The sequence below is a fragment of the Streptomyces sp. NPDC002730 genome (genome assembly GCF_042888805.1).
Taxonomy (GTDB): domain Bacteria; phylum Actinomycetota; class Actinomycetes; order Streptomycetales; family Streptomycetaceae; genus Streptomyces.
Genome location: NZ_JBIAQG010000002.1, coordinates 673853 through 692066 on the forward strand (window position 1 = coordinate 673853; position 18214 = coordinate 692066).

Annotated in this window: 13 protein-coding genes; 6 read left to right on the forward strand and 7 right to left on the reverse strand. The window is 70.7% G+C overall.

The annotated features are described in order from the left end of the window. Window positions 1-733 precede the first annotated feature (733 nt). The 5 genes from ACFYXH_RS07920 to ACFYXH_RS07940 form a co-directional block, all read right to left on the reverse strand. Complete coding sequence (locus ACFYXH_RS07920) at window positions 734-2491, reverse strand: sel1 repeat family protein (RefSeq protein ID WP_389561230.1); 1758 nt, start codon at window positions 2489-2491, stop codon at window positions 734-736. 67 nt (window positions 2492-2558) lie between these two features. Next, entirely contained in the window at window positions 2559-3509 is a 951-nt protein-coding gene (locus ACFYXH_RS07925; protein ID WP_389561231.1) for a DMT family transporter, read from the reverse strand. A gap of 279 nt (window positions 3510-3788) precedes the next feature. Continuing rightward, window positions 3789-4019: a hypothetical protein gene (locus ACFYXH_RS07930; RefSeq protein ID WP_389561232.1), complete on the reverse strand. Its 231-nt coding sequence runs from the start codon at window positions 4017-4019 to the stop codon at window positions 3789-3791. 20 nt (window positions 4020-4039) lie between these two features. Then, window positions 4040-6403: a 4-alpha-glucanotransferase gene (gene malQ / locus ACFYXH_RS07935; RefSeq protein ID WP_389561233.1), complete on the reverse strand. Its 2364-nt coding sequence runs from the start codon at window positions 6401-6403 to the stop codon at window positions 4040-4042. Next, the gene (locus ACFYXH_RS07940; protein WP_385308761.1) at window positions 6404-6598 is read right to left on the reverse strand and encodes a hypothetical protein; all 195 of its coding nucleotides are present in this window, start codon (window positions 6596-6598) and stop codon (window positions 6404-6406) included. It abuts the gene before it with no gap. Between the two features lie 253 nt (window positions 6599-6851). Here ACFYXH_RS07940 and ACFYXH_RS07945 point away from each other — a divergent pair, with 253 nt between their 5' ends. Continuing rightward, window positions 6852-9800, forward strand: coding sequence for a beta-N-acetylglucosaminidase domain-containing protein (locus ACFYXH_RS07945; RefSeq protein WP_389561234.1), 2949 nt, complete (start codon window positions 6852-6854; stop codon window positions 9798-9800). 338 nt (window positions 9801-10138) lie between these two features. Here the strand turns inward: ACFYXH_RS07945 and ACFYXH_RS07950 are convergent, their stop codons facing one another. Continuing rightward, window positions 10139-10675 carry an HNH endonuclease gene (locus ACFYXH_RS07950; protein WP_389561235.1) on the reverse strand — a complete coding sequence of 179 codons (537 nt, stop codon included), beginning with the start codon at window positions 10673-10675 and terminating at the stop codon, window positions 10139-10141. Between the two features lie 241 nt (window positions 10676-10916). Between ACFYXH_RS07950 and ACFYXH_RS07955 the strand changes: the two genes are divergently transcribed. Continuing rightward, the gene (locus ACFYXH_RS07955; protein ID WP_389561236.1) at window positions 10917-11981 is read left to right on the forward strand and encodes a mechanosensitive ion channel family protein; all 1065 of its coding nucleotides are present in this window, start codon (window positions 10917-10919) and stop codon (window positions 11979-11981) included. 71 nt (window positions 11982-12052) lie between these two features. Here the strand turns inward: ACFYXH_RS07955 and ACFYXH_RS07960 are convergent, their stop codons facing one another. Beyond that, window positions 12053-12220, reverse strand: a complete 168-nt coding sequence (locus tag ACFYXH_RS07960) for a hypothetical protein (RefSeq protein ID WP_389561237.1) — start codon at window positions 12218-12220, stop codon at window positions 12053-12055. Window positions 12221-12502: 282 nt separating this feature from the next. Between ACFYXH_RS07960 and ACFYXH_RS07965 the strand changes: the two genes are divergently transcribed. From ACFYXH_RS07965 to ACFYXH_RS07980, 4 genes are all read left to right on the forward strand, one after another. Next, window positions 12503-14290 carry a D-glucuronyl C5-epimerase family protein gene (locus ACFYXH_RS07965; protein WP_389561238.1) on the forward strand — a complete coding sequence of 596 codons (1788 nt, stop codon included), beginning with the start codon at window positions 12503-12505 and terminating at the stop codon, window positions 14288-14290. 338 nt (window positions 14291-14628) lie between these two features. Continuing rightward, a complete protein-coding gene (locus ACFYXH_RS07970) occupies window positions 14629-15789 on the forward strand; it encodes an ROK family protein (protein ID WP_389561239.1) in 1161 nt (386 codons plus the stop codon). A gap of 78 nt (window positions 15790-15867) precedes the next feature. After that, the gene (locus ACFYXH_RS07975) at window positions 15868-17205 is read left to right on the forward strand and encodes an ABC transporter substrate-binding protein (RefSeq protein ID WP_389561240.1); all 1338 of its coding nucleotides are present in this window, start codon (window positions 15868-15870) and stop codon (window positions 17203-17205) included. A gap of 126 nt (window positions 17206-17331) precedes the next feature. Next, window positions 17332-18213, forward strand: a complete 882-nt coding sequence (locus tag ACFYXH_RS07980; protein WP_389561304.1) for a carbohydrate ABC transporter permease — start codon at window positions 17332-17334, stop codon at window positions 18211-18213. Window position 18214: the final 1 nt, after the last annotated feature.

Here is an 18214-nt window from a genome sequence, read left to right on the forward strand (position 1 = left end):
CATGGGCCGCCCCAGCACTGACGACGGCGTTGGCCAGCGCAGCGAAGACCCCGGCCGTAACTATGAGGCCTCGGGCCGGTATCCACCCACTACTGTCAGTGCATGCCATGAGAAGACGGTATGACACAGCAGTCCGGTCTTCACCCTGTGAGCGCGCCGTGCACTCCATTTGAGGCGATCTGCGGCTGGCGATCGCAAAAACACGGCTGTCGCTGTAACTCACGCCTCTAGTGAACGCCTCACTGAGCGTCGCCGTCACCCTCCGCCCCGGCGCTCGGCGCGGCGGGCTCCCCGGCTCCTGACGGCGGGGCCGCGGCCGCCGGGGACGCGTCATCCGTCACCTGGCCCGCTTGGGCCGGCGGGGAAGAGGCCGCCGGCCTTCTGACCGGCTTTGCCCTTCGCCTCTTCCTCGCGCTGCCCTTCGCCTCTTCCTCGCGCTGCCGTTCGGCCTCCGCGCGCTGCTCCTCTGCCTCGGTGGCCCGGCCCCCGCGCCCTTCGCACAGCTTCGGGTACCACCGGGGCCCGTCGCCCGGGTAGGCCGCGGCGGCTTTCCAGCGGTCGTCGGTGAACTTCCCTCCACAGCCGGCGCAGACCGGGCGGCGGGCCTCCCGTTCACGGGCCTTCTCTTCGGCCTGGCGCTGCTGTTCGGCTTTGTAAGCGGCTACACGGGCCTGTTCGGCTTCGCGGCGGCGGGCGTCGGCGACGTCCTTGCGCGGGTTGCCGATCGGGTGCGCTATCCGGCCGCCAGCGCCGCCTCCGCCGCGGCCAGCTCCTTCTCCGGGTCCGCCATCCGGGCGAGGACATCCAGATCGTCCCGGCTGTAGCGGCTGCGCACATCCTCCCGCCAGCTCTCCGCCGCGCAGCGCAGCGGCTCGATCGCGTCCGCGTGGCGGCCGAGCCGGTGCAGGACGAGCCCGTAGTAGCCGGCCGCCTCGGTGCCGTACGCGTACTCCTGCCCTTCCTCCCACGCCTTGCGCAGATACGGTTCGGCCTCCGCGTACGCGCCACGCTGCGCCTTGAGTTTGCCCGCCAGCATCGCGTTCAGCGGGGAGCCGCCCTCGGCCGCGCGGACGTACCAGCGCTCGGACTCCTGGTAGTCCTTGTGGTGCTCGGAGAGCCAGCCCATCTGGTTGCAGGCGTCGTGGTGACCGGTCTCGGCGGCCTGCCGGTACCAGTGGTCGCGGAGCACGGGCCTGCGCAGTTCGCTGCAGAGCTCCGCCAGGTCGTACGCAGCCTCCGGGTCACCGGCCCGCGCCGCGGGTTCGATCCACCGGACCATATGACGCGCGGCCGCGCCGCCCCACTCGCCGAGGATCTTCCCGTACGCGTACGAGGCCTGGACGTCACCCGCCTCAGCGCGCTCGCGCAGCCCCGGCAGCCGGCGCAGGTCCTTGCCGGGCGCCACGCCGTCCGCGCGCAGCCGGGCGATCCGCGCCAACTGGTCGGCGACGTCCTCGTCGCCGTCACCGATCTCGCGGAAGCAGCGCTCCGCCTCCTCGAAGCGCCGCTGCCGCTTGCAGAGGATGCCCAGGTTCCACTGCGCGGACTGGTGCCCGTCGGCGGCCGATACGGCGTACCAGCGTTCGGCCTCGGCGAGTTCACCGCGCTGTTCATGCAGTACGCCGAGGACGTACGCGGCACCCTCGTACCCCGACTCATGTGCCTGTACGAGGAGTTGACGGGCCTCGGTCCAGCGGTCGTCCGTGCCGGCCGCCTCCGTCTCCGTCGCCGTCGCCGTCTCCGTCTCCTCCAGGAAGATGGCGTGGTCGACGCGGGCGGAGGCACTGAGGGCCGCGGCCCTGCGGTAGTACGTCTCGGCCTCGACGGCCAGCCCGGGATAGTCCCGGAAGCGGTCGCCCATCTCGAAGAGCGGGCGGAGTGCCTCACGCGCGGCCTCACCGTCGCCTTCCGCTCCGCCCACCGCCTCCGCTGCTTCCGCCGCTTCCGCCGCCGCTTCCGCCGCCGCGAGACCCGCGGCGACCTGGTCGAAGTCCCCTCGTATGGACTCGAAGAGCTGCACCCAGCGGAAGACGGCGATATCGCCGATGTCCACGTTGTCCATCAGGAACTTGGGAGCCTCGTCCAGCCTGCCCTCGACCGCGAGGTGCTTGCCGAGCTCGATCTTGCAGTCGAGGTGGCCCAGTTCCCAACCACGCCGGAACCACTCGGCGGCCTCCGGGTTCCCGTCCTCCTGGAGCAGGACGCCGAGCCCGTACGCGCATCCGGCGTGCCGCTCGGCGGCGGAGCGGTAGAGCCGGTCGGCCTCCGCGCGGTTGCCGCGGATCTTCCGGTACCGGGCGAGGGTGTAGGCGGAGAACGCGTCCCCCGCGGCCACCGCCCGCTCCCAGTACGGAATGCCTTCGTCGACGTGTCTGCGGAGGACGAAGAAGTCGGTGTGCCTGCGGGCTGTCTGCGCGTCTCCCGCGAGCGCGGCGGCGACGAGCCCCTCACCGTGGTGCCGGATGTCCTGCGTCGGATCCTGTTGTGCCATGCGCGTGATCGTTCCAGGCACCGCCAACGCCCCGCCAACAGGCCCCTGTTCGGCTTGCCCTGTGCGGTTACCGCTTCCTGGCCGTGCCCGCCGCGCCGCCCGACGCCCCCAGCATCACTCCGCCGAGGATCAGCAGCATGCACAGGATCTGCGTCGGACCGGTCGCCTCACCGAGGAGGACGAAGGAGAGCACGGCCACACAGACGGGCTGCAGGTAGTAGACGACTCCGGCCCGTGCCGCGCCGAGCAGCGCGATCGCCTTGTTCCAGGAGAAGAAGGCGACGGCGGAGGAGAAGACGCCGACGTACACCAGCGGCCCGACCGTCCCGGCCGTTGGCTCGAAGCCGCCTTGGAGGGCCAGGCCGGCACCGAACGCGGGAGCCAGCATCAGCGCGCCGAGCACGAACGTGGTGAAGAGGAAGGCGAGTCCGCCGATCTCGGCGGGACGGCGGCGCAGCAGTGCGCTGTACGAGGCGAAGCTGAGCGCCGCGGCGAACATCCACAGGTCACCGGCGGCAAAGTCCAACGACAGGGATCCCTTGCCGACCAGCAGCAGCACTCCCGTGCAGGCGACCGCCATTCCGACCGTACGGCGCACTCCCAGCCGCTTGCCGCCGAGGCGTTCGTACACCGCCATCAGGACGGGCGAGGCGGCCATGATCATGCCCATGTTGCCGGCCGGAGTGGAGAGACCGGCCTGGTTGACGAGGGTGTTGTAGACGGTGACGCCGAGCAGCGAGGCGAGGGTGAGGTAACCCGAGTGGCGTCGTATCAGCGCTCGTTGCCGCCAGGTCTCGCGTGCGGCGAACGGCGCGACGGCGACGATCGCGACGATCCAGCGCCAGAAGGCGGCCTGCACGGGCGGTACGGAGTCATGAAGGGCACGAGAGGCTACGAAGCTCCCCGACCAGACGACCGTCGCGACGGCGGCGAGCAGGAGCCCGAGGCCGGAGGCCTGGCGCACCTTCTCCGCCGGGGTTGTCGCCTCACTGCTGCGGACGCGGTCCAGGACTGCCATCGGTATACCCCTTGCCTCTCTCCCCCGCCGGGGGATCTCTCGGTTGCGCGAGCTACCGTCGCACCGGCGGAACGCTTAGGTCCATCGAATACTTTCGACGATTATTTGAAGGAAAACTGAAAGGTTTGTGCGTGCCTGCCCGTGGACCGGTACCGGCCGGGATCGTGCGCCATGAGGGATCGCGAGCGCCGTGGGGGATCGCGACATGCCAAGGGCGCCCTCGGGTGCGTACACACCCCAGGGCGCCCTGGAAGAACCGTTCGGGCTACTGGGAGCCGGTCAGCTCTGCTTCTTGGACTTGTCGAGGACCATTACCAGGCCCGCGATCAGCGCGAAGAGAGCGAGCGGCGCCACGACATAGAGGCCGACCGTCTGGATCACGCTCAGGCCCGGGCCCGGGTCGTCGCCGTCGTCCGGGGTCAGCGCGAGCGCCGGCGACGACAGGAGCAGCATCATCAGCGTCGTACCGGCCGCGACGGCGCCGGCGCGCAAAGCGTTCTTCTTGTCCACGGTGCCAACGTAGCGAACGGCTATCCCGGGCGCGCGTCCGGGGGTGCCGTACGGGCACCGGGCCCGCACCCGGGCCCCGCACCGGCCCCGGAGCCACCCCCAGGGCCACCCCCGGGACGGAAGACGTCCGCGAAGACGCCCATCAGCGCGTGCAGCCGGGGCGAGGCGGCCAGCTCCTCCAGCGTGAGGGGATGGCCTTCGGCGTCCGCGACGGGCAGCCGCCAGTTCGGATACTGGTCCCAGGTGCCCGGCAGATTCTGCGGGCGCCGGTCACCCACCGCGTCCGGCAGCCAGACGCCGACCATCCGGGCGGGCGTACGCAGCAGAAAGCGGTAGACCGCGCGGATCCGGCCCTCCTCGTCGCCGCTGCCCTCGGGCAGCAGGCCGAGGCCGCCGAGCAGGCCGAGCCATTCGGCGACATCCCCGGCATCCTCCGTGCGCTCCTGCTCCAGGGAACGGGTCAGCAGGCCGAGGCGGTGGCGCAGCGCCACATGCTCGCCGGTCAGCCGGGCCGCCGTGGACGGCAGATCGTGAGTGGTCGCGGTGGCCACACATCCGACGCGCCACTCCTCGGGCGGCAGCGGACGGCCGGTGCCGGCCCAGTCGCGCTCGAACCAGAGCACGGAGGTGCCCAGCACGCCGCGGCGTGTCAGCTCCTCGCGCACACCCGGCTCGACCGTGCCGAGGTCCTCCCCTATCACGACGGTGCCCGCCCGGTGGGCCTCCAGGACGAGCACGGCGAGCATCGCCTCGGCGTCATAGCGGACGTATGTGCCGTCGGTGGGCGGGCTGCCCTCCGGGACCCACCAGAGGCGGAACAGGCCCATCACATGGTCGATACGCAGCGCGCCCGCATTGCGGAGGAGTCCGCGCAGCAGCCCTCGGTACGGGGCGTAACCGGACGCGGCCAGCACGTCCGGGCGCCACGGGGGCAGGCCCCAGTCCTGGCCACGGGCGTTGAAGGCGTCCGGCGGGGCGCCGACCGACATCCCGGCGGCGAAGGCCTCCCGCTGCGCCCAGGCGTCCGCGCCGCCCGGGTGCACGCCGACGGCCAGGTCGTGGACGATGCCGACGCCCATGCCCGCCTCGCGCGCCGCCTGCCCGGCGGCGGCCAGCTGCCGGTCGGTCAGCCAGGCGAGCCGGCTGTGGAAGTCGACCCGGTCCATCAACTCATGCCCGGCGCGGGCGGTCTCGGGCGAGCGCGGGTCCTGCAGTTCCACCGGCCAGGTGTGCCATTCGGGGCCGTGCACCTCGGCGAGGGCGCACCAGGTGGCGTGGTCCTCCAGGGCCTGGCCCTGCTCGGCGAGGAAGTCGCAGTATGCGGCGCGGCGTCCGGGCCCGAGCGGGATGCGGTGCACGATTTCCAGGGCCTCGCGCTTCAGCTCCCAGACCGCGTCCCGGTCGATCAGCGCACCCTTCCGCAGAACGGATTCGCGCAGCCCGGCGCCCTTGTCACGGAGCTCCTCCAGCCGCTGCCCGTCCCGGGCGCCCGCGTACGCGTATTCGGGGATGTCCTCGATGCGCAGATGGACGGGGTCGGGGAAGCGACGCGAGGACGGCCGGTACGGGGAGGGGTCGGTGGGGGTGCCGGGTACGGCCGCGTGCAGCGGGTTCACCTGTACGAAGGAAGCCCCGAGCGACCGTGCGGACCAGGTCGCCAGCTCGGCCAGGTCGCCGAGGTCGCCCATGCCCCAGGAGCGGGTGGAGAGCAGGGAGTAGAGCTGTACGAGAAGGCCGTGCGAGCGGACGTCGGGCTGCGGCGCCCGGGCGGGCGCGACGACAAGGCTGGACCGGGCGACCCGCCCGTCCGGAGCCTCGGCCGACAACTGATGAACGCCATACGGAAGTTGCTGCCAGGGCTGGGGGTCCTCGGGGGCAGCCCCGGCCCCGCGGGAGACGACCGGCGCTGCGGCTGCGGGTTCGCTGCGCGCCGCGTCGGGCGCGGGGATCTGTTCCGCCTCGCCGCGTAAGGCGGCCTCTTGCTCGTCGCCGCGTAAGGCGGCCTCTTCCACCTCGCCGCGCAACGAGGCCTGATCCGCATCGCCGTTCGTCGCGGCAGCCGCAGGCCCGCGGATCAGCCACTCCACCTCCGTGCCCTGTTCCGTCTCGACCCGCAGGGTCGTGCCCACGGGCTGCTCCGTCAGTGCCGCCGGAACCTCGCCGCTCGCGCTCCAGAGCACGACCGTCGGCGGCAGCAGCCGGCCCGCGGCGGCGGACTCGGCGCGATTCAGGGCATCACGAACCCCCGACGCGGTGGACGCGTCGACGCCGAGTGCGGCGAGGACCGCGACGACCGTCGCGTCGGGGACCGGGACGGTGACGCCCTCGGAGGGCGCGTAGGAAGTGGCGACTCCGTGCAGTGCGGCGAGCCGGGCAAGGCCCATTCAGACTCCTGGGGACTCCACGCCGCCGGCCGTGCCGTGGGCCGTCGGCTCGCTGGTGAGAGGTGCACTGTCGGTGAGCGGCGGTTCACTGGTCAGTGGGGCGGCGTCGGCGAGCGGGGGTTCGCTGGTCAGCGGGCCGGGACCCGGGACCTGTTTGGACAGGGCGGACAGCAGAAGGTGTGCGGATGCGGCCACGGTGGTCACTCCAAGCGGACGGTAGTGGGACATCAGCAGCCCTACCCAGCGGGCACGGCCGCAGACGTACACGATCAGTCAACGTGTTCCGTGTCACATTCCGTTCCCTGTGTGGGAGTTGAATCAAATCAATCAAACCGCCCATCACATAAGTCAAAAGGTGCACAACGGCCACTCGCATTGACACCCTCACTGTGGTGGTGGTGGGCTCGAAGCCGACCGGAGCGACAGGGGAGACTGAGGGGAGACGGGCGTGCGGCTCGCGCGCGGGAGGCGTACTGCGACAGCCGTCGCGGTCGCTGTCATCGGCAGCCTGCTCGGCGGCGCGCACGGCGCGGTCGCCGCCCCGGACGACCCCGGCTCCCCCGCCACCACCTCGCAGGACCCCGAGGGTGAGGCCGCGCTGCCCTCCGTCTGGCCGCGACCGCAGACGATGCGGGCGGCGGGATCGGCCGTAGCGCTGGGTGCGGAAGTGACTGTCGTCGCGGACCGCGGCGCCGATCCGTACGCCGTCGAGCGGCTGACGGAGCTGCTGCACGCGTCCGGCGTACGCACCGTGCACACCGCACTGCCCGGCCGCGGCCCCGTCCTGCGCATCGGCGGCACCGGCGCGTGGGACGCACTGCGCGCCCTGCGCGCACCCGAACGCACCGATCTCCCCTCCGGCGGCTACCGGCTCGCGGTCGGCCAGGTCCAGGGCCGGGACACCGTCGCGCTCGACGGCGTCGGCGAGGACGGCCTCTACCACGGCGTCCAGACGCTGCGGCAGCTGATCGTCCGGCAGACCGTCGCGGGAGCCGACCGGCCGACCGTTGCCGGAGTACTCGTACGCGACTGGCCGGGCACGGCCGTACGCGGCATGACGGAAGGCTTCTACGGACAGCCGTGGAGCCATCAACAGCGGCTGGCACAGCTGGACTTCATGGGTCGTACCAAGCAGAACCGCTATCTGTACGCGCCCGGTGACGACCCCTTCCGGCAGGCCCGCTGGCGCGAGCCGTATCCCGCGGCCCAGCGAGCGGAGTTCCGCGAGCTCGCCGAGCGCGCGCGCCGCAACCACGTCACGCTCGCCTGGGCCGTCGCGCCCGCGCAGGCCATGTGTCTGGCCAAGGACGGCGACGTCAAGGCGCTGACGCGCAAGATCGACGCGATGTGGGCGCTGGGTGTACGCGCCTTCCAGCTGCAGTTCCAGGACGTCAGCTACAGCGAGTGGCACTGCGACGAGGACGCGGACGCCTTCGGCTCGGGCCCCGAGGCGGCGGCCAGGGCGCAGGCGCGCGTGGCGGGCGCGGTGGCGCAGCATCTGGCCGACCGGCATCCGGAAGCCGCGCCGCTCTCGCTGATGCCGACGGAGTTCTACCAGGACGGTGCCACCGACTTCCGGCGGGCGCTCGCGAGCGAGCTGGACGGCCGGGTCCAGGTGGCCTGGACGGGTGTCGGGGTGGTGCCGCGCACCATCACAGGCCGCGAACTGGCAGGTGCCCGGGAGACGTTCAAGCATCCGCTGGTCACCATGGACAACTACCCGGTCAACGACTACGCGCAGGACCGGATATTCCTCGGCCCTTACACGGGCCGCGAGCCCGCCGTGGCGACCGGCTCCGTCGCGCTGCTCGCCAACGCCATGGAGCAGGCCTACGCGTCCCGCATACCGCTGTTCACCGCGGCCGACTACGCCTGGAACCCGAAGGGCTATCGCCCCGACGAGTCCTGGCAGGCCGCGATCGACGATCTCGCGGGCGGCGATACGAAGACCCGCGAGGCCATGCGCGCGCTGGCCGGCAATCACGCCTCTTCGATACTCAGCCCCACCGAGTCCGGTTATCTGCAGCCGCTGCTCAAGGAGTTCTGGCGGTCGCGCACGACGACGGACGCGGCGGCCAGGGACCGGGCGGCGGCCTCGCTGCGCGCCGCGTTCACCGTGATGCGCGAGGCCCCGCAGCGGCTGACGCGGCCCGCCGACGGCCGTCTCGACGATGAAGTACGGCCGTGGCTGGAGCAGTTGGCGCGGTACGGCCGGGCCGGCGAGCTCTCGGTGGACATGCTGCAGGCGCAGGTCCGCGGTGACGGCGCGGCGGCCTGGCGGGACTCGCTGGCCCTGGAGCCGCTGCGTACGGCCATCAGGGCGAGCCGGGCGACGGTCGGCAAGGGCGTACTGAATCCGTTCCTGGACCGGGCCGCGAAGGAGTCGGCGATCTGGACGGGTGCGGACCGCTTCGCGGACACGGCCGGCGAGGACACGGTCCGGCTGGACCGGCCCAGGCCCGTCGCCTCCGTGAACACGATGACCGAACCGTCCGCCGGTGCCACGGGCTCCGGCGGCCGGGTGGAGGCGCATGTCCCGGGCCAGGGCTGGCGCACGCTCGGCCCTCTCTCCGCCGGCGGCTGGACCGAGACCGACGCGAAGGGCCTGCGGGTGGACGCGGTGAGGGTCGTGGCGGACGGGGACGATCCCGTCGCCGTGCGGTCCGTGGCGCCGTGGTTCGCCGACGAGCCGCCGGCCGGCCTCGATCTCGTACGCGGCGAGGCGGACGCCGAGATCGGCGGCGGCCCGCAGCGCGCGGGCGTCCGGCTGACCGGGCGGCGCCCCGCCGAGGTACGCGGCGAACTCACCGCGAAGGCTCCGGCCGGCATCAAGGTGAGGGTCCCGAAGCAGACGACGGTGCCGCGCGGGCAACGTACGACCGTGCCGGTCGAGGTCACCGTCCCGGCGGGCACACCGGCCGGTGAGTACCGGGTGCCGCTGTCCTTCGCGGGCCAGGAGCGCACGCTGACGGTGCGTGCCTATCCGCGCACCGGGGGCCCCGACCTCGCACGCACGGCAGGCGCCGCCGCCGCCTCGTCCGGCGACGAGACGGCCGACTTCCCGGCGTCGGCGGCGCTCGACGGCGACCCGAAGACCCGCTGGTCCTCGCCCGCCGAGGACGGCGCCTGGTGGCAGCTGGAGCTGAAGCAGCCGGCCCGGGTCGGGCAGGTGGTGCTGCACTGGCAGGACGCGTACGCGACGAAGTACCGCATCCAGGTCTCCGTCGACGGCCGCACGTGGCGCACGGCCGCGACGGTCAAGGACGGCGGGGGCGGGCGCGAGAGCGTGCGTATGGACGCCAGGGACACCCGCTTCATCCGCGTCCAGGGCGACGCGCGCGCCACCCAGTACGGATACTCACTCTGGTCGGTGGAGGCATACGCCGTCACAGAGTGAACGGCGCCCCCGAGCCCTGCCCGGCCCCGAGGCCCCGCCGCCCCTCCGCCCGGCGAGCGAGCCGAAGGGGCGCGCGGCTGTCGAAAGCGGAGAGCGCGCGGAGGCCGCGAGGCACGAGCGGCCGAGCACGGCCGACCATCGACAGACGCTCAAAGCGCCCCCGAGTCCCGCCCAGCCCCCGGCCCCCTCCACCCCGGCGAGCGAGCCGAAGGGGCGCGCGGCTGTCGAAAGCGGAGAGCGCGCGGAGGCCGCGAGGCACGAGCGGTCGAGCACGGTCGACCGTCGACAGACGCTCAAGGCGCCCCGGAGGCGAGCCGAGCCCCAAAAAAGAAGGGACCTCAGGCAGAGATGCCGTCGATCCGGGCCATCGCGTCGTCCGCGCCGAACGGCTGCAGGTATGGCAGCCAGCGCGGGTCCCTATGCCCGGTCCCGATGATGCGCCACGCGAGCCCGCTCGGCGGAGCGGGATGCTGGTGCAGCCGCCACCCCAGCTCCCGCAGATGCCGGTCCGCCTTCACATGGTTGCAGCGGCGGCAGGCCGCCACCACGTTGTCCCAGGCGTGCTGTCCGCCACGGCTGCGCGGAATGACATGGTCGACGCTGGTTGCGACGCCACCGCAGTACATACAACGCCCGCCGTCGCGGGCGAAGAGTGCTTTGCGGGTAAGCGGAACGGGCCCCCTGTAGGGGACCCGCACGAACCGCTTCAGCCGTACGACGCTGGGTGCGGCGATGACACGGGTCGCGCTGTGCATGAAGGCGCCGGATTCCTCGAGGCAGAGGGCCTTGTTCTCCAGTACGAGGATGAGCGCGCGGCGAAGCGGTACGACGCCGAGGGGCTCGTACGACGCATTGAGGACCAGAACGTGCGGCACGGTGGATGCCTCCTTGTACGCCGGCGGCGCGTGGCTCGCGCCGGGACGATCTGCTCTTCAGTGTCTCCTCATGCCAGGTCCGAGCGCCACCACGTGCGGGTAACGGGCTCGAAGTGTTTTGCAGCACACCCGCTTCATCCCCAGGTGAGCCTCGTCTCTCCCTCGAACACCGCGCCCGAGCACACCGGATGCCCCGTTAGGGTGGTTGGTCTGCCACCCGCTATGCCTGGAGGTTCCGCTCGTGTCCTGGTCCGTCCTATTGGCCGCCGATCCGTCATCCGAGCCCGGCTCGCTCGACGAGGCCGCCAAGCAGGCAGGAGACGCCGCAGGCTGGGTGGAGCAGAACTGGTCCACCTGGCTGAACACCAGTCTGCGCATCGCGCTGATCCTGGTGGTCGCGCTGGTGCTGCGCATGTTGCTGCGCCGCGCCCTCACCAAGCTGATAGAGCGGATGAACCGCTCCGCCCAGGCGGTGGAGGGCACGGCTCTCGGGGGCCTGCTGGTCAACGCCGAGCGCCGCCGTCAGCGCTCGGAGGCCATCGGATCCGTACTCCGCTCGGTCTCGTCCTTTGTGATTCTCGGCACCGCGGGCCTGATGATCCTCGGCGCCTTCAAGATCGACCTGGCCCCGCTGCTCGCCTCCGCCGGTGTCGCGGGCGTCGCGATCGGCTTCGGCGCCCGGAACCTCGTCACCGACTTCCTCTCCGGCGTCTTCATGATCATGGAGGACCAGTACGGAGTCGGGGACAGCATCGACGCAGGTGTCGCCTCCGGCGAGGTGATCGAGGTCGGCCTGCGCGTCACCAAGCTGCGCGGCGACAACGGCGAGATCTGGTACGTCCGCAACGGCGAGATCAAGCGCATCGGCAACCTCAGCCAGGGCTGGGCGACCGCGACGGTCGACGTCATGGTCCGCTCCTCGGAGAACCTGGACCAGGTCAACTCGGTGATCAGCGAGGTCGCGGACGACCTGGCGAAGGCCGAGCCGTGGAACGAGCGGCTGTGGGGCCCGGTGGAGGCGCTGGGTCTGAACGAGGTGCTGCTGGACTCGATGACAGTGCGGGTCGCGGCGAAGACGATGCCGGGCAAGGCACTGGGCGTGGAGCGGGAGCTGCGCTGGCGGATCAAGCAGGCCTTCGACAGGGCGGGCATCCGCATCGTGGGCGGCCTGCCTCCGGTGCCGGAGGAGGCCGCGTCGGCAGACCCGACGGCGGGGATGGCTGCGCCCTCGGCGTACGGGTCGGCGACCTCGCCACAGTCAATGGCGGCGACGCCGCTGGCGCCTCCGACGAGCGTGGCCAAGTAGGACTAAGCACAGGAACGGGCGCCCGGGCCGCTACGGCCGGGGCGCCCGTTCCCTATACGGCCGACGCGCTCCTACGGGTTCTCGTACGTCGGGAACTGCCCCGTGTCGACGCTCCAGGCGCCGACCGTCGTCGTGTCGCCGAAGATGTAGTCGTGCCGGGACCGGGACCGGATCCCGCCCGCCCCGGGGCCTGGGTCCGTGAGAACCGCAGCGGTGCCCTTCCGGGGGTCGATGATCACGTAGCCGGGGGTCCCCAGGCAAGGTAGTCCCGAGCCTTGTCCTCGTAGTCATTCTCCGGATACGAACGCGACTCGCTCGAGCCTGCGGTGACCCGCTCTGTGAGGCTCCGCTTTCAATCTGTCCCCGACGACCGTGGCCGACCTGCGCGTCCGCTCACCCTGCCGGGCACAGTCGACTGATCACGCCCACGCCTGGCGTCACGTCAGATCGGACTACTACACGTTTGTGTACTCCTGGGCGCGCCGGCATCACGACTCCCTCATGACTCCCGTTCTTCAGTCATGCCAGGACAGAGACGTGCCGACATCGGCCGCAGACGCTTCATCCGTGTGGCCGGAGGCACCGTCGCCGGTGCCGCCATGGCGGGCGGGGGGACCTTCACCGCCATGGCCGCCGGGGTGTTCGACACCCCAGAGCCGGACCTCTTCGGCGGGATGCCGAGGTCGCTCGCGCTGAGCCTCCCGGGCGCACCGGGCGCACCGGGCGGCGATCAGCTGCCGCCGGCGCCGCCACCCCTGCCGCCGCTGCCGGATCAGCTCGCCGAGGGCACTCTCTCCAGGCCCGGCGCCCTGGTGGACATTCCGTACGCCGATGAGCCGGTGAACCCGCAGGTCGCCGAGAACTCCGTACCGACGACCCTGCCGTTCCAGTTCAACAAGTCCGACCACAAGTGCGTCACCGACCTGCCCGAGGCGCTGCGGCCGTGGCGGGACCGTCCGACGGCCTGGGCCAATGTCACGCCCGACAACAACCACACCTATCTCGACTCCAAGGGCGTCATCCAGTACCGGCCCAACAGGACCGCGGCCGGATACGACCAGCCCGTCACCCAGATCCAGTTCGGTCTGGGCTGTCTCACCGGCTACCGCATCGACAAGGACCCCGCCCGCAGGGCTCTGTTCCTCAAGCGCGCCAAGGCGCAGGCGGACCGTCTGATCGAGAAGCGGGTGGAGGCTCGCGGCGCCTGGTACTTCCCGTACCCCTTCAACTTCGCGCACCCGACGCACAGCGGCGTCGTCTACAAGGCGCCCTGGTACTCCGGCATGGCGCAGGGTGAGGCGATCAGTCTCTTCATTCAGCTCTCCCAGCTCCACGGGATCACCGAGGAGGAGCGCACAACATACCGGGCGGCCGCCGACGGTGCCTTCGCCTCGATGCTGCGCGCCGACGACGCCAAGCCGTGGGCGGTGAACAGGGACAAGAACGGGTACCTGTGGATCCAGGAGTACCCGATCAACGCCCCGGGCACCTCGGACTACACCTACAACGGCATGATCTTCGCCATGTTCGGGCTCTGGGACTACTTCCAGGCGACCGGCAATCCGCTGGCGGAGCAGTTGTACGACGGTTCGCTCACCACGATCCGTGATCACTTCCCCCGGCTGCGCAACGCCCGCTGGTACTCGTACTACTGCGGCACTCACCGCATTCCGGCGCCGACGTACCACCAGCACCACATCAACCTTCTGCGGCAGCTGCATTGGCAGACCGGCAGCCCCACCATCGCCAACCGGCACGACCAGCTGATCGACGACTTCCCGGCGTACGGCCTGCGCTCGGGGTCAGTCGCGGCCATCGCCGCCGGCACGCACACCCTGTACGCGCTCGACACCCTCGGCGCGGCGGGCAGCTTCGGCTGGTCCGCCTCGAAGGCCGACAGGCAGCTGGCAACGAAGAAGGTGACCTTCGCCAAGGCCACCCAGGCTCCGGTCAACGTACGCCGCCGCATCATGGGCCGCGGCATCTACTACCGGATCAACGCCGGTTCGTACGCTGGCTGGTGGATCGGCGAGGCGTTCCCGAAGGTCTTCCTGCGCGGTGAGTACGTCTCCACGACCTACCGCCCGCAGCGCAACGCGACCTTCCCCGCAGGCGTGGAGATCACTTGCGTCAAGTTCGGCGCGAACGGGACCACCGGCTCCACCAAGACCGTGAAGTTCGCCAAGGAGTCCAACGCCCCGTTCGACCGCAGGGCCGTCGTGAACGGCAGGCCCATGGTCCGGATCACCGCCGGTGGACTGAACGGATACTGGGCACCCACCGCGCAGGTGCTCACCGACGGGCGCTGACACCGCCGCAGACCCGCCGCAGACCCGCCGCAGACCCGCCGCAGACCTGCCGCAGACCCGCCGCAGACCCGCCGCAGACCCGCCGCAGACCTGCCGCAGACCTGCCGCAGACCCGCCGCAGACTGCACACGCTCGACGCCTCCGCAGGTAACGCTTTGGTTGCCTCGGAGGCGCTGGCCATTGACGCCCGGCTGACGTGCGGCTTACTTTTCCTCTCACTGGTTAGGAAACTTTCCTAACAGTGCGGCGGGGAAGTCCGCAGTCGAAAGGCAGGTGCATCCGTCGTGGCCGGAACCACTCCCGGAACCACACCCGGTACACCGCGCGTACTCCGCGCCATGAACGATCGGGCCGCACTCGACCTGCTGCTCGAGCACGGGCCCCTGTCACGTACGAAGATAGGGAAACTTACCGGCCTCTCCAAGCCCACCGCATCCCAACTGCTGGCGCGGCTCGAGTCCGCCGGGCTCGTCGTCGCCACCGGGACCACCGAAGGCCGGCCCGGGCCCAACGCCCAGCTGTACGCCGTCAACGCGCGGGCCGCCTTCGCCGGCGGGCTCGATGTGACCCCGCACCGGATCCGCGCCGCCGTCGCCGACATCACCGGCGCCACCGTCGGAGAGTTCGAGCTGCCGACCCCGGGGCGACGAGCCGAGAGCGTCGTACGCCAGGTCACCGAGGCGCTCGACGGGGCGGTGAAGGCCGCCGGGCTCACCCGCTCCGATGTACACCGGCTGGTCATCGGCACACCCGGCGCCTTCGACCCGTCCACCGGGCGGCTGCGGTACGCATCCCATCTGCCCGGCTGGCACTCCCCCACCCTCCTCGACGAACTGGCCGCGGTGCTGCCGATGCCCGTCGAGTACGAGAACGACGTCAACCTCGTCGCGGTCGCCGAGCAGCGCCTGGGCGCCGCGCACGGTCTTCAGAACTTTGTGCTGCTGTGGAACGAGGAGGGCCTCGGCGCCGCCCTCGTCATCGGCGGCCGACTGCACCGCGGCTTCACCGGTGGTGCCGGTGAGGTCGGGTTCCTGCCGGTGCCCGGCACCCCTCTGGTGCGGCAGGTGACCAAGGCGAACAGCGGTGGCTTCCAGGAACTGGCCGGTGCGCAGGCGCTGCCCCGGCTGGCGCGCGAGCTCGGTGTGGACGGCGTCGCGCACGGTCCGCACGCCGAGGTCGCCACCGAGCTGGTCTCCCGGGCCGCCGGTGCCGAATCGGGGCCGTACCGGCAGCTCCTCGACGCCTACGCGACCGGTCTCGCCACCGGTCTCGCCTCCATGGTCGCCGTACTCGACCCCGAACTCGTCGTCCTGTCCGGCGAGGTGATCGCCGCAGGCGGGGAGCCTCTGCGCGCACGCGTACAGGCAGAGCTCACCGAACTGGCCGCTTCCCGGCCCCGTCTCGTACTCGGTTCCGTACGGGAACACCCGGTCCTGCGCGGGGCGCTGGAGAGCGCCCTGGCCACCACGCGGGACGAAGTCTTCGACACCTCCCGCTGAAAACCAGCGCACCTCCCAACCAGCGCACCTCCCCCGTTCGACCCCAGGCCCCTCCACCCGCCACAGGGAGACACCGCCATGCCCACACGCACCCGGAAGACGGCCGCCGCGCTCGCCGCGACCGCCGCGATATCCCTGTTGGCCTCGGCCTGTACGGGGTCGAACGAGAACGCGGCGACCGACGACCCCAACAAGGACGTCACGATCAACTTCTGGCACGGCTGGAGCGCGCCCGGCGAGGTGAAGGCGATCCAGGACAACGTCGCCCGGTTCGAGAAGGCCCACCCGAACATCAAGGTGAAGGTCACCGCCAACATCACCGACGCCAAGATCCAGCAGGCGCTGCGGGCCGGCGGCTCCAAAGCACCCGACGTGGTGTCCTCGTTCACCACCGACAGCGTCGGCAAGTTCTGCACCTCCGGCTCCTTCGTCGACCTCAAGCCGTTCCTGGACCAGTCGAAGATCGACCCGGCGAAGGTCTTCCCGAAGACGCTGCTCGACTACACGCAGTTCGACGGCAACCAGTGCACACTGCCGCTGCTCAACGACGCGTACGGGCTGTACTACAACAAGGACGCCTTCAAGGCCGCCGGGATCACCGCCCCGCCGAAGACGTGGAGCGAGTTCGAGAAGGACGCCGAGAAGCTGACCAGGCCCAAGGGCGACAGCTACTCGCAGGTCGGCGTCATGCCGACCTACCACGGCTACGAGACCACCCCGATGCACTACGTCTCCCAGTGGGGACCGACGTACTTCGACGCCGACGGCAAGTCCAACGTCGCCAAGGACCCGGCCTTCTCGAAGATGCTCACCTTCCAGAAGGGCCTGATCGACAAGCTCGGCGGCTTCCAGAAGCTGGAGAAGTACCGCAACACCTTCGGTGACGAGTGGGGCGCCAAGCACCCCTTCCACACCGGCCAGGTCGCCATGCAGCTCGACGGCGAGTGGCGGCTCGGTATGGCCAAGGAGGCGGGCGCCAAGTTCGAGATCGGCACGGCGCCGCTGCCCGTCGCCGACGACCAGGTCGCCGACTACGGCAAGGGCTACCTCTCCGGCACCGTCATGGGCATCGCGGCCACCAGCCAGAAGCAGAACGCGGCATGGGAGCTGCTGAAGTACATGACCACGGACACCGACGCGGTCGTGGCCTTCTCCAACGCGATCCACAACGTGCCGTCCACGCTGGAGGCGCTCAAGTCGCCGAAGCTGAAGATCGAGCCCGGGTTCAGGACCTTCATCGAGATCGCACAGCACCCGAAGTCGAACACCACCCCGGCGCAGGCCGACGGCGGTGCGTACCAGGTGACGTTCCAGGACTTCGGCTACCAGTACGAGAAGGGGTCCGTGAAGGATCTCAAGGCCGGTCTGGAGAAGACCGCCAAGCAGATCGACACGGACATCGCGAAGGCGAAGTAGCCTCCCATGAGCACAAGCACAAATGTGCGCACAGGGACGGGCACGGACAGGGGCACGGGCAGGAGCACCAGCAGACACACCCTGCGTTCGAAGCGCCGCCGGTCGGCGCTTCGGACAGCGGCCTTCATGTCGCCCTGGCTGATCGGCTTCAGCGTCTTCTTCGCCTACCCGCTGATCTCCACCGTCTACTTCTCCTTCACGAAGTACGACGGCATCCGCCCGCCCTCCTTCAACGGCCTGGAAAACTGGTCGTACGTCTTCAGCGACTACCGGCTGTTCTGGCCGGCCATGCAGAACACCCTCTGGCTCGTCGTGGTCATGGTCACCTGCCGGGTCGTGTTCGGTCTCGGCATCGGACTGCTGATCACCAGGATCAGGACCGGGGCCGGGCTCTTCCGCACGCTGTTCTATCTGCCCTACCTGGCCCCACCGGTCGCGGCGACGCTCGCCTTCGTCTTCCTCCTCAACCCGGGTACGGGGCCGGTCAATTCGGTCCTCGACTCGATCGGGCTGCCGACCCCCGGCTGGTTCACCGACCCCACCTGGTCGAAGCCCGCCCTCACCTCGCTCGCCCTGTGGGGCATCGGCGACCTGATGGTGATCTTCATGGCCGCGCTGCTCGACGTACCGAAGGAGCAGTACGAGGCGGCGGAGCTGGACGGGGCCTCGGCCCGGCAGCGGTTCCGCTTCGTGACCCTGCCGAACATCATGCCCATCGTGATGTTCGCCGTGGTCACCGGCGTGATCCAGACCATGCAGTACTACACACAGCCCCTCGTCGCGGGAAAGGTCGCCTCCGGCGTCATCGGCGGCTCGGGCCAGCAGTTCGAACCCGGCTACCCCGACAAGTCCACGCTGACCCTCCCCCAGCTCGTCTACGACCTCGGCTTCCAGCGCTTCGACTACGGCTCCGCGTGTGTGATCGCGCTTGTGCTCTTCGCCCTCGCCATGGCCTTCACCGCGCTGCTGATGCGCCGCCGTGGCGGCCTCATCCAGGCAGGTGATTGAC

What these genes read in the sequence shown, in the direction of transcription:
- ACFYXH_RS07970 (WP_389561239.1), top strand. Translation starts at nt 14,629, where the DNA reads ATGAACGATCGGGCCGCACTCGACCTGCTGCTCGAGCACGGGCCCCTG.
- ACFYXH_RS07925 (WP_389561231.1), bottom strand. Translation starts at nt 3,509, where the DNA reads ATGGCAGTCCTGGACCGCGTCCGCAGCAGTGAGGCGACAACCCCGGCG.
- ACFYXH_RS07965 (WP_389561238.1), top strand. Translation starts at nt 12,503, where the DNA reads ATGCCAGGACAGAGACGTGCCGACATCGGCCGCAGACGCTTCATCCGT.
- ACFYXH_RS07920 (WP_389561230.1), bottom strand. Translation starts at nt 2,491, where the DNA reads ATGGCACAACAGGATCCGACGCAGGACATCCGGCACCACGGTGAGGGG.
- ACFYXH_RS07980 (WP_389561304.1), top strand. Translation starts at nt 17,332, where the DNA reads ATGTCGCCCTGGCTGATCGGCTTCAGCGTCTTCTTCGCCTACCCGCTG.
- malQ (WP_389561233.1), bottom strand. Translation starts at nt 6,403, where the DNA reads ATGGGCCTTGCCCGGCTCGCCGCACTGCACGGAGTCGCCACTTCCTAC.
- ACFYXH_RS07975 (WP_389561240.1), top strand. Translation starts at nt 15,868, where the DNA reads ATGCCCACACGCACCCGGAAGACGGCCGCCGCGCTCGCCGCGACCGCC.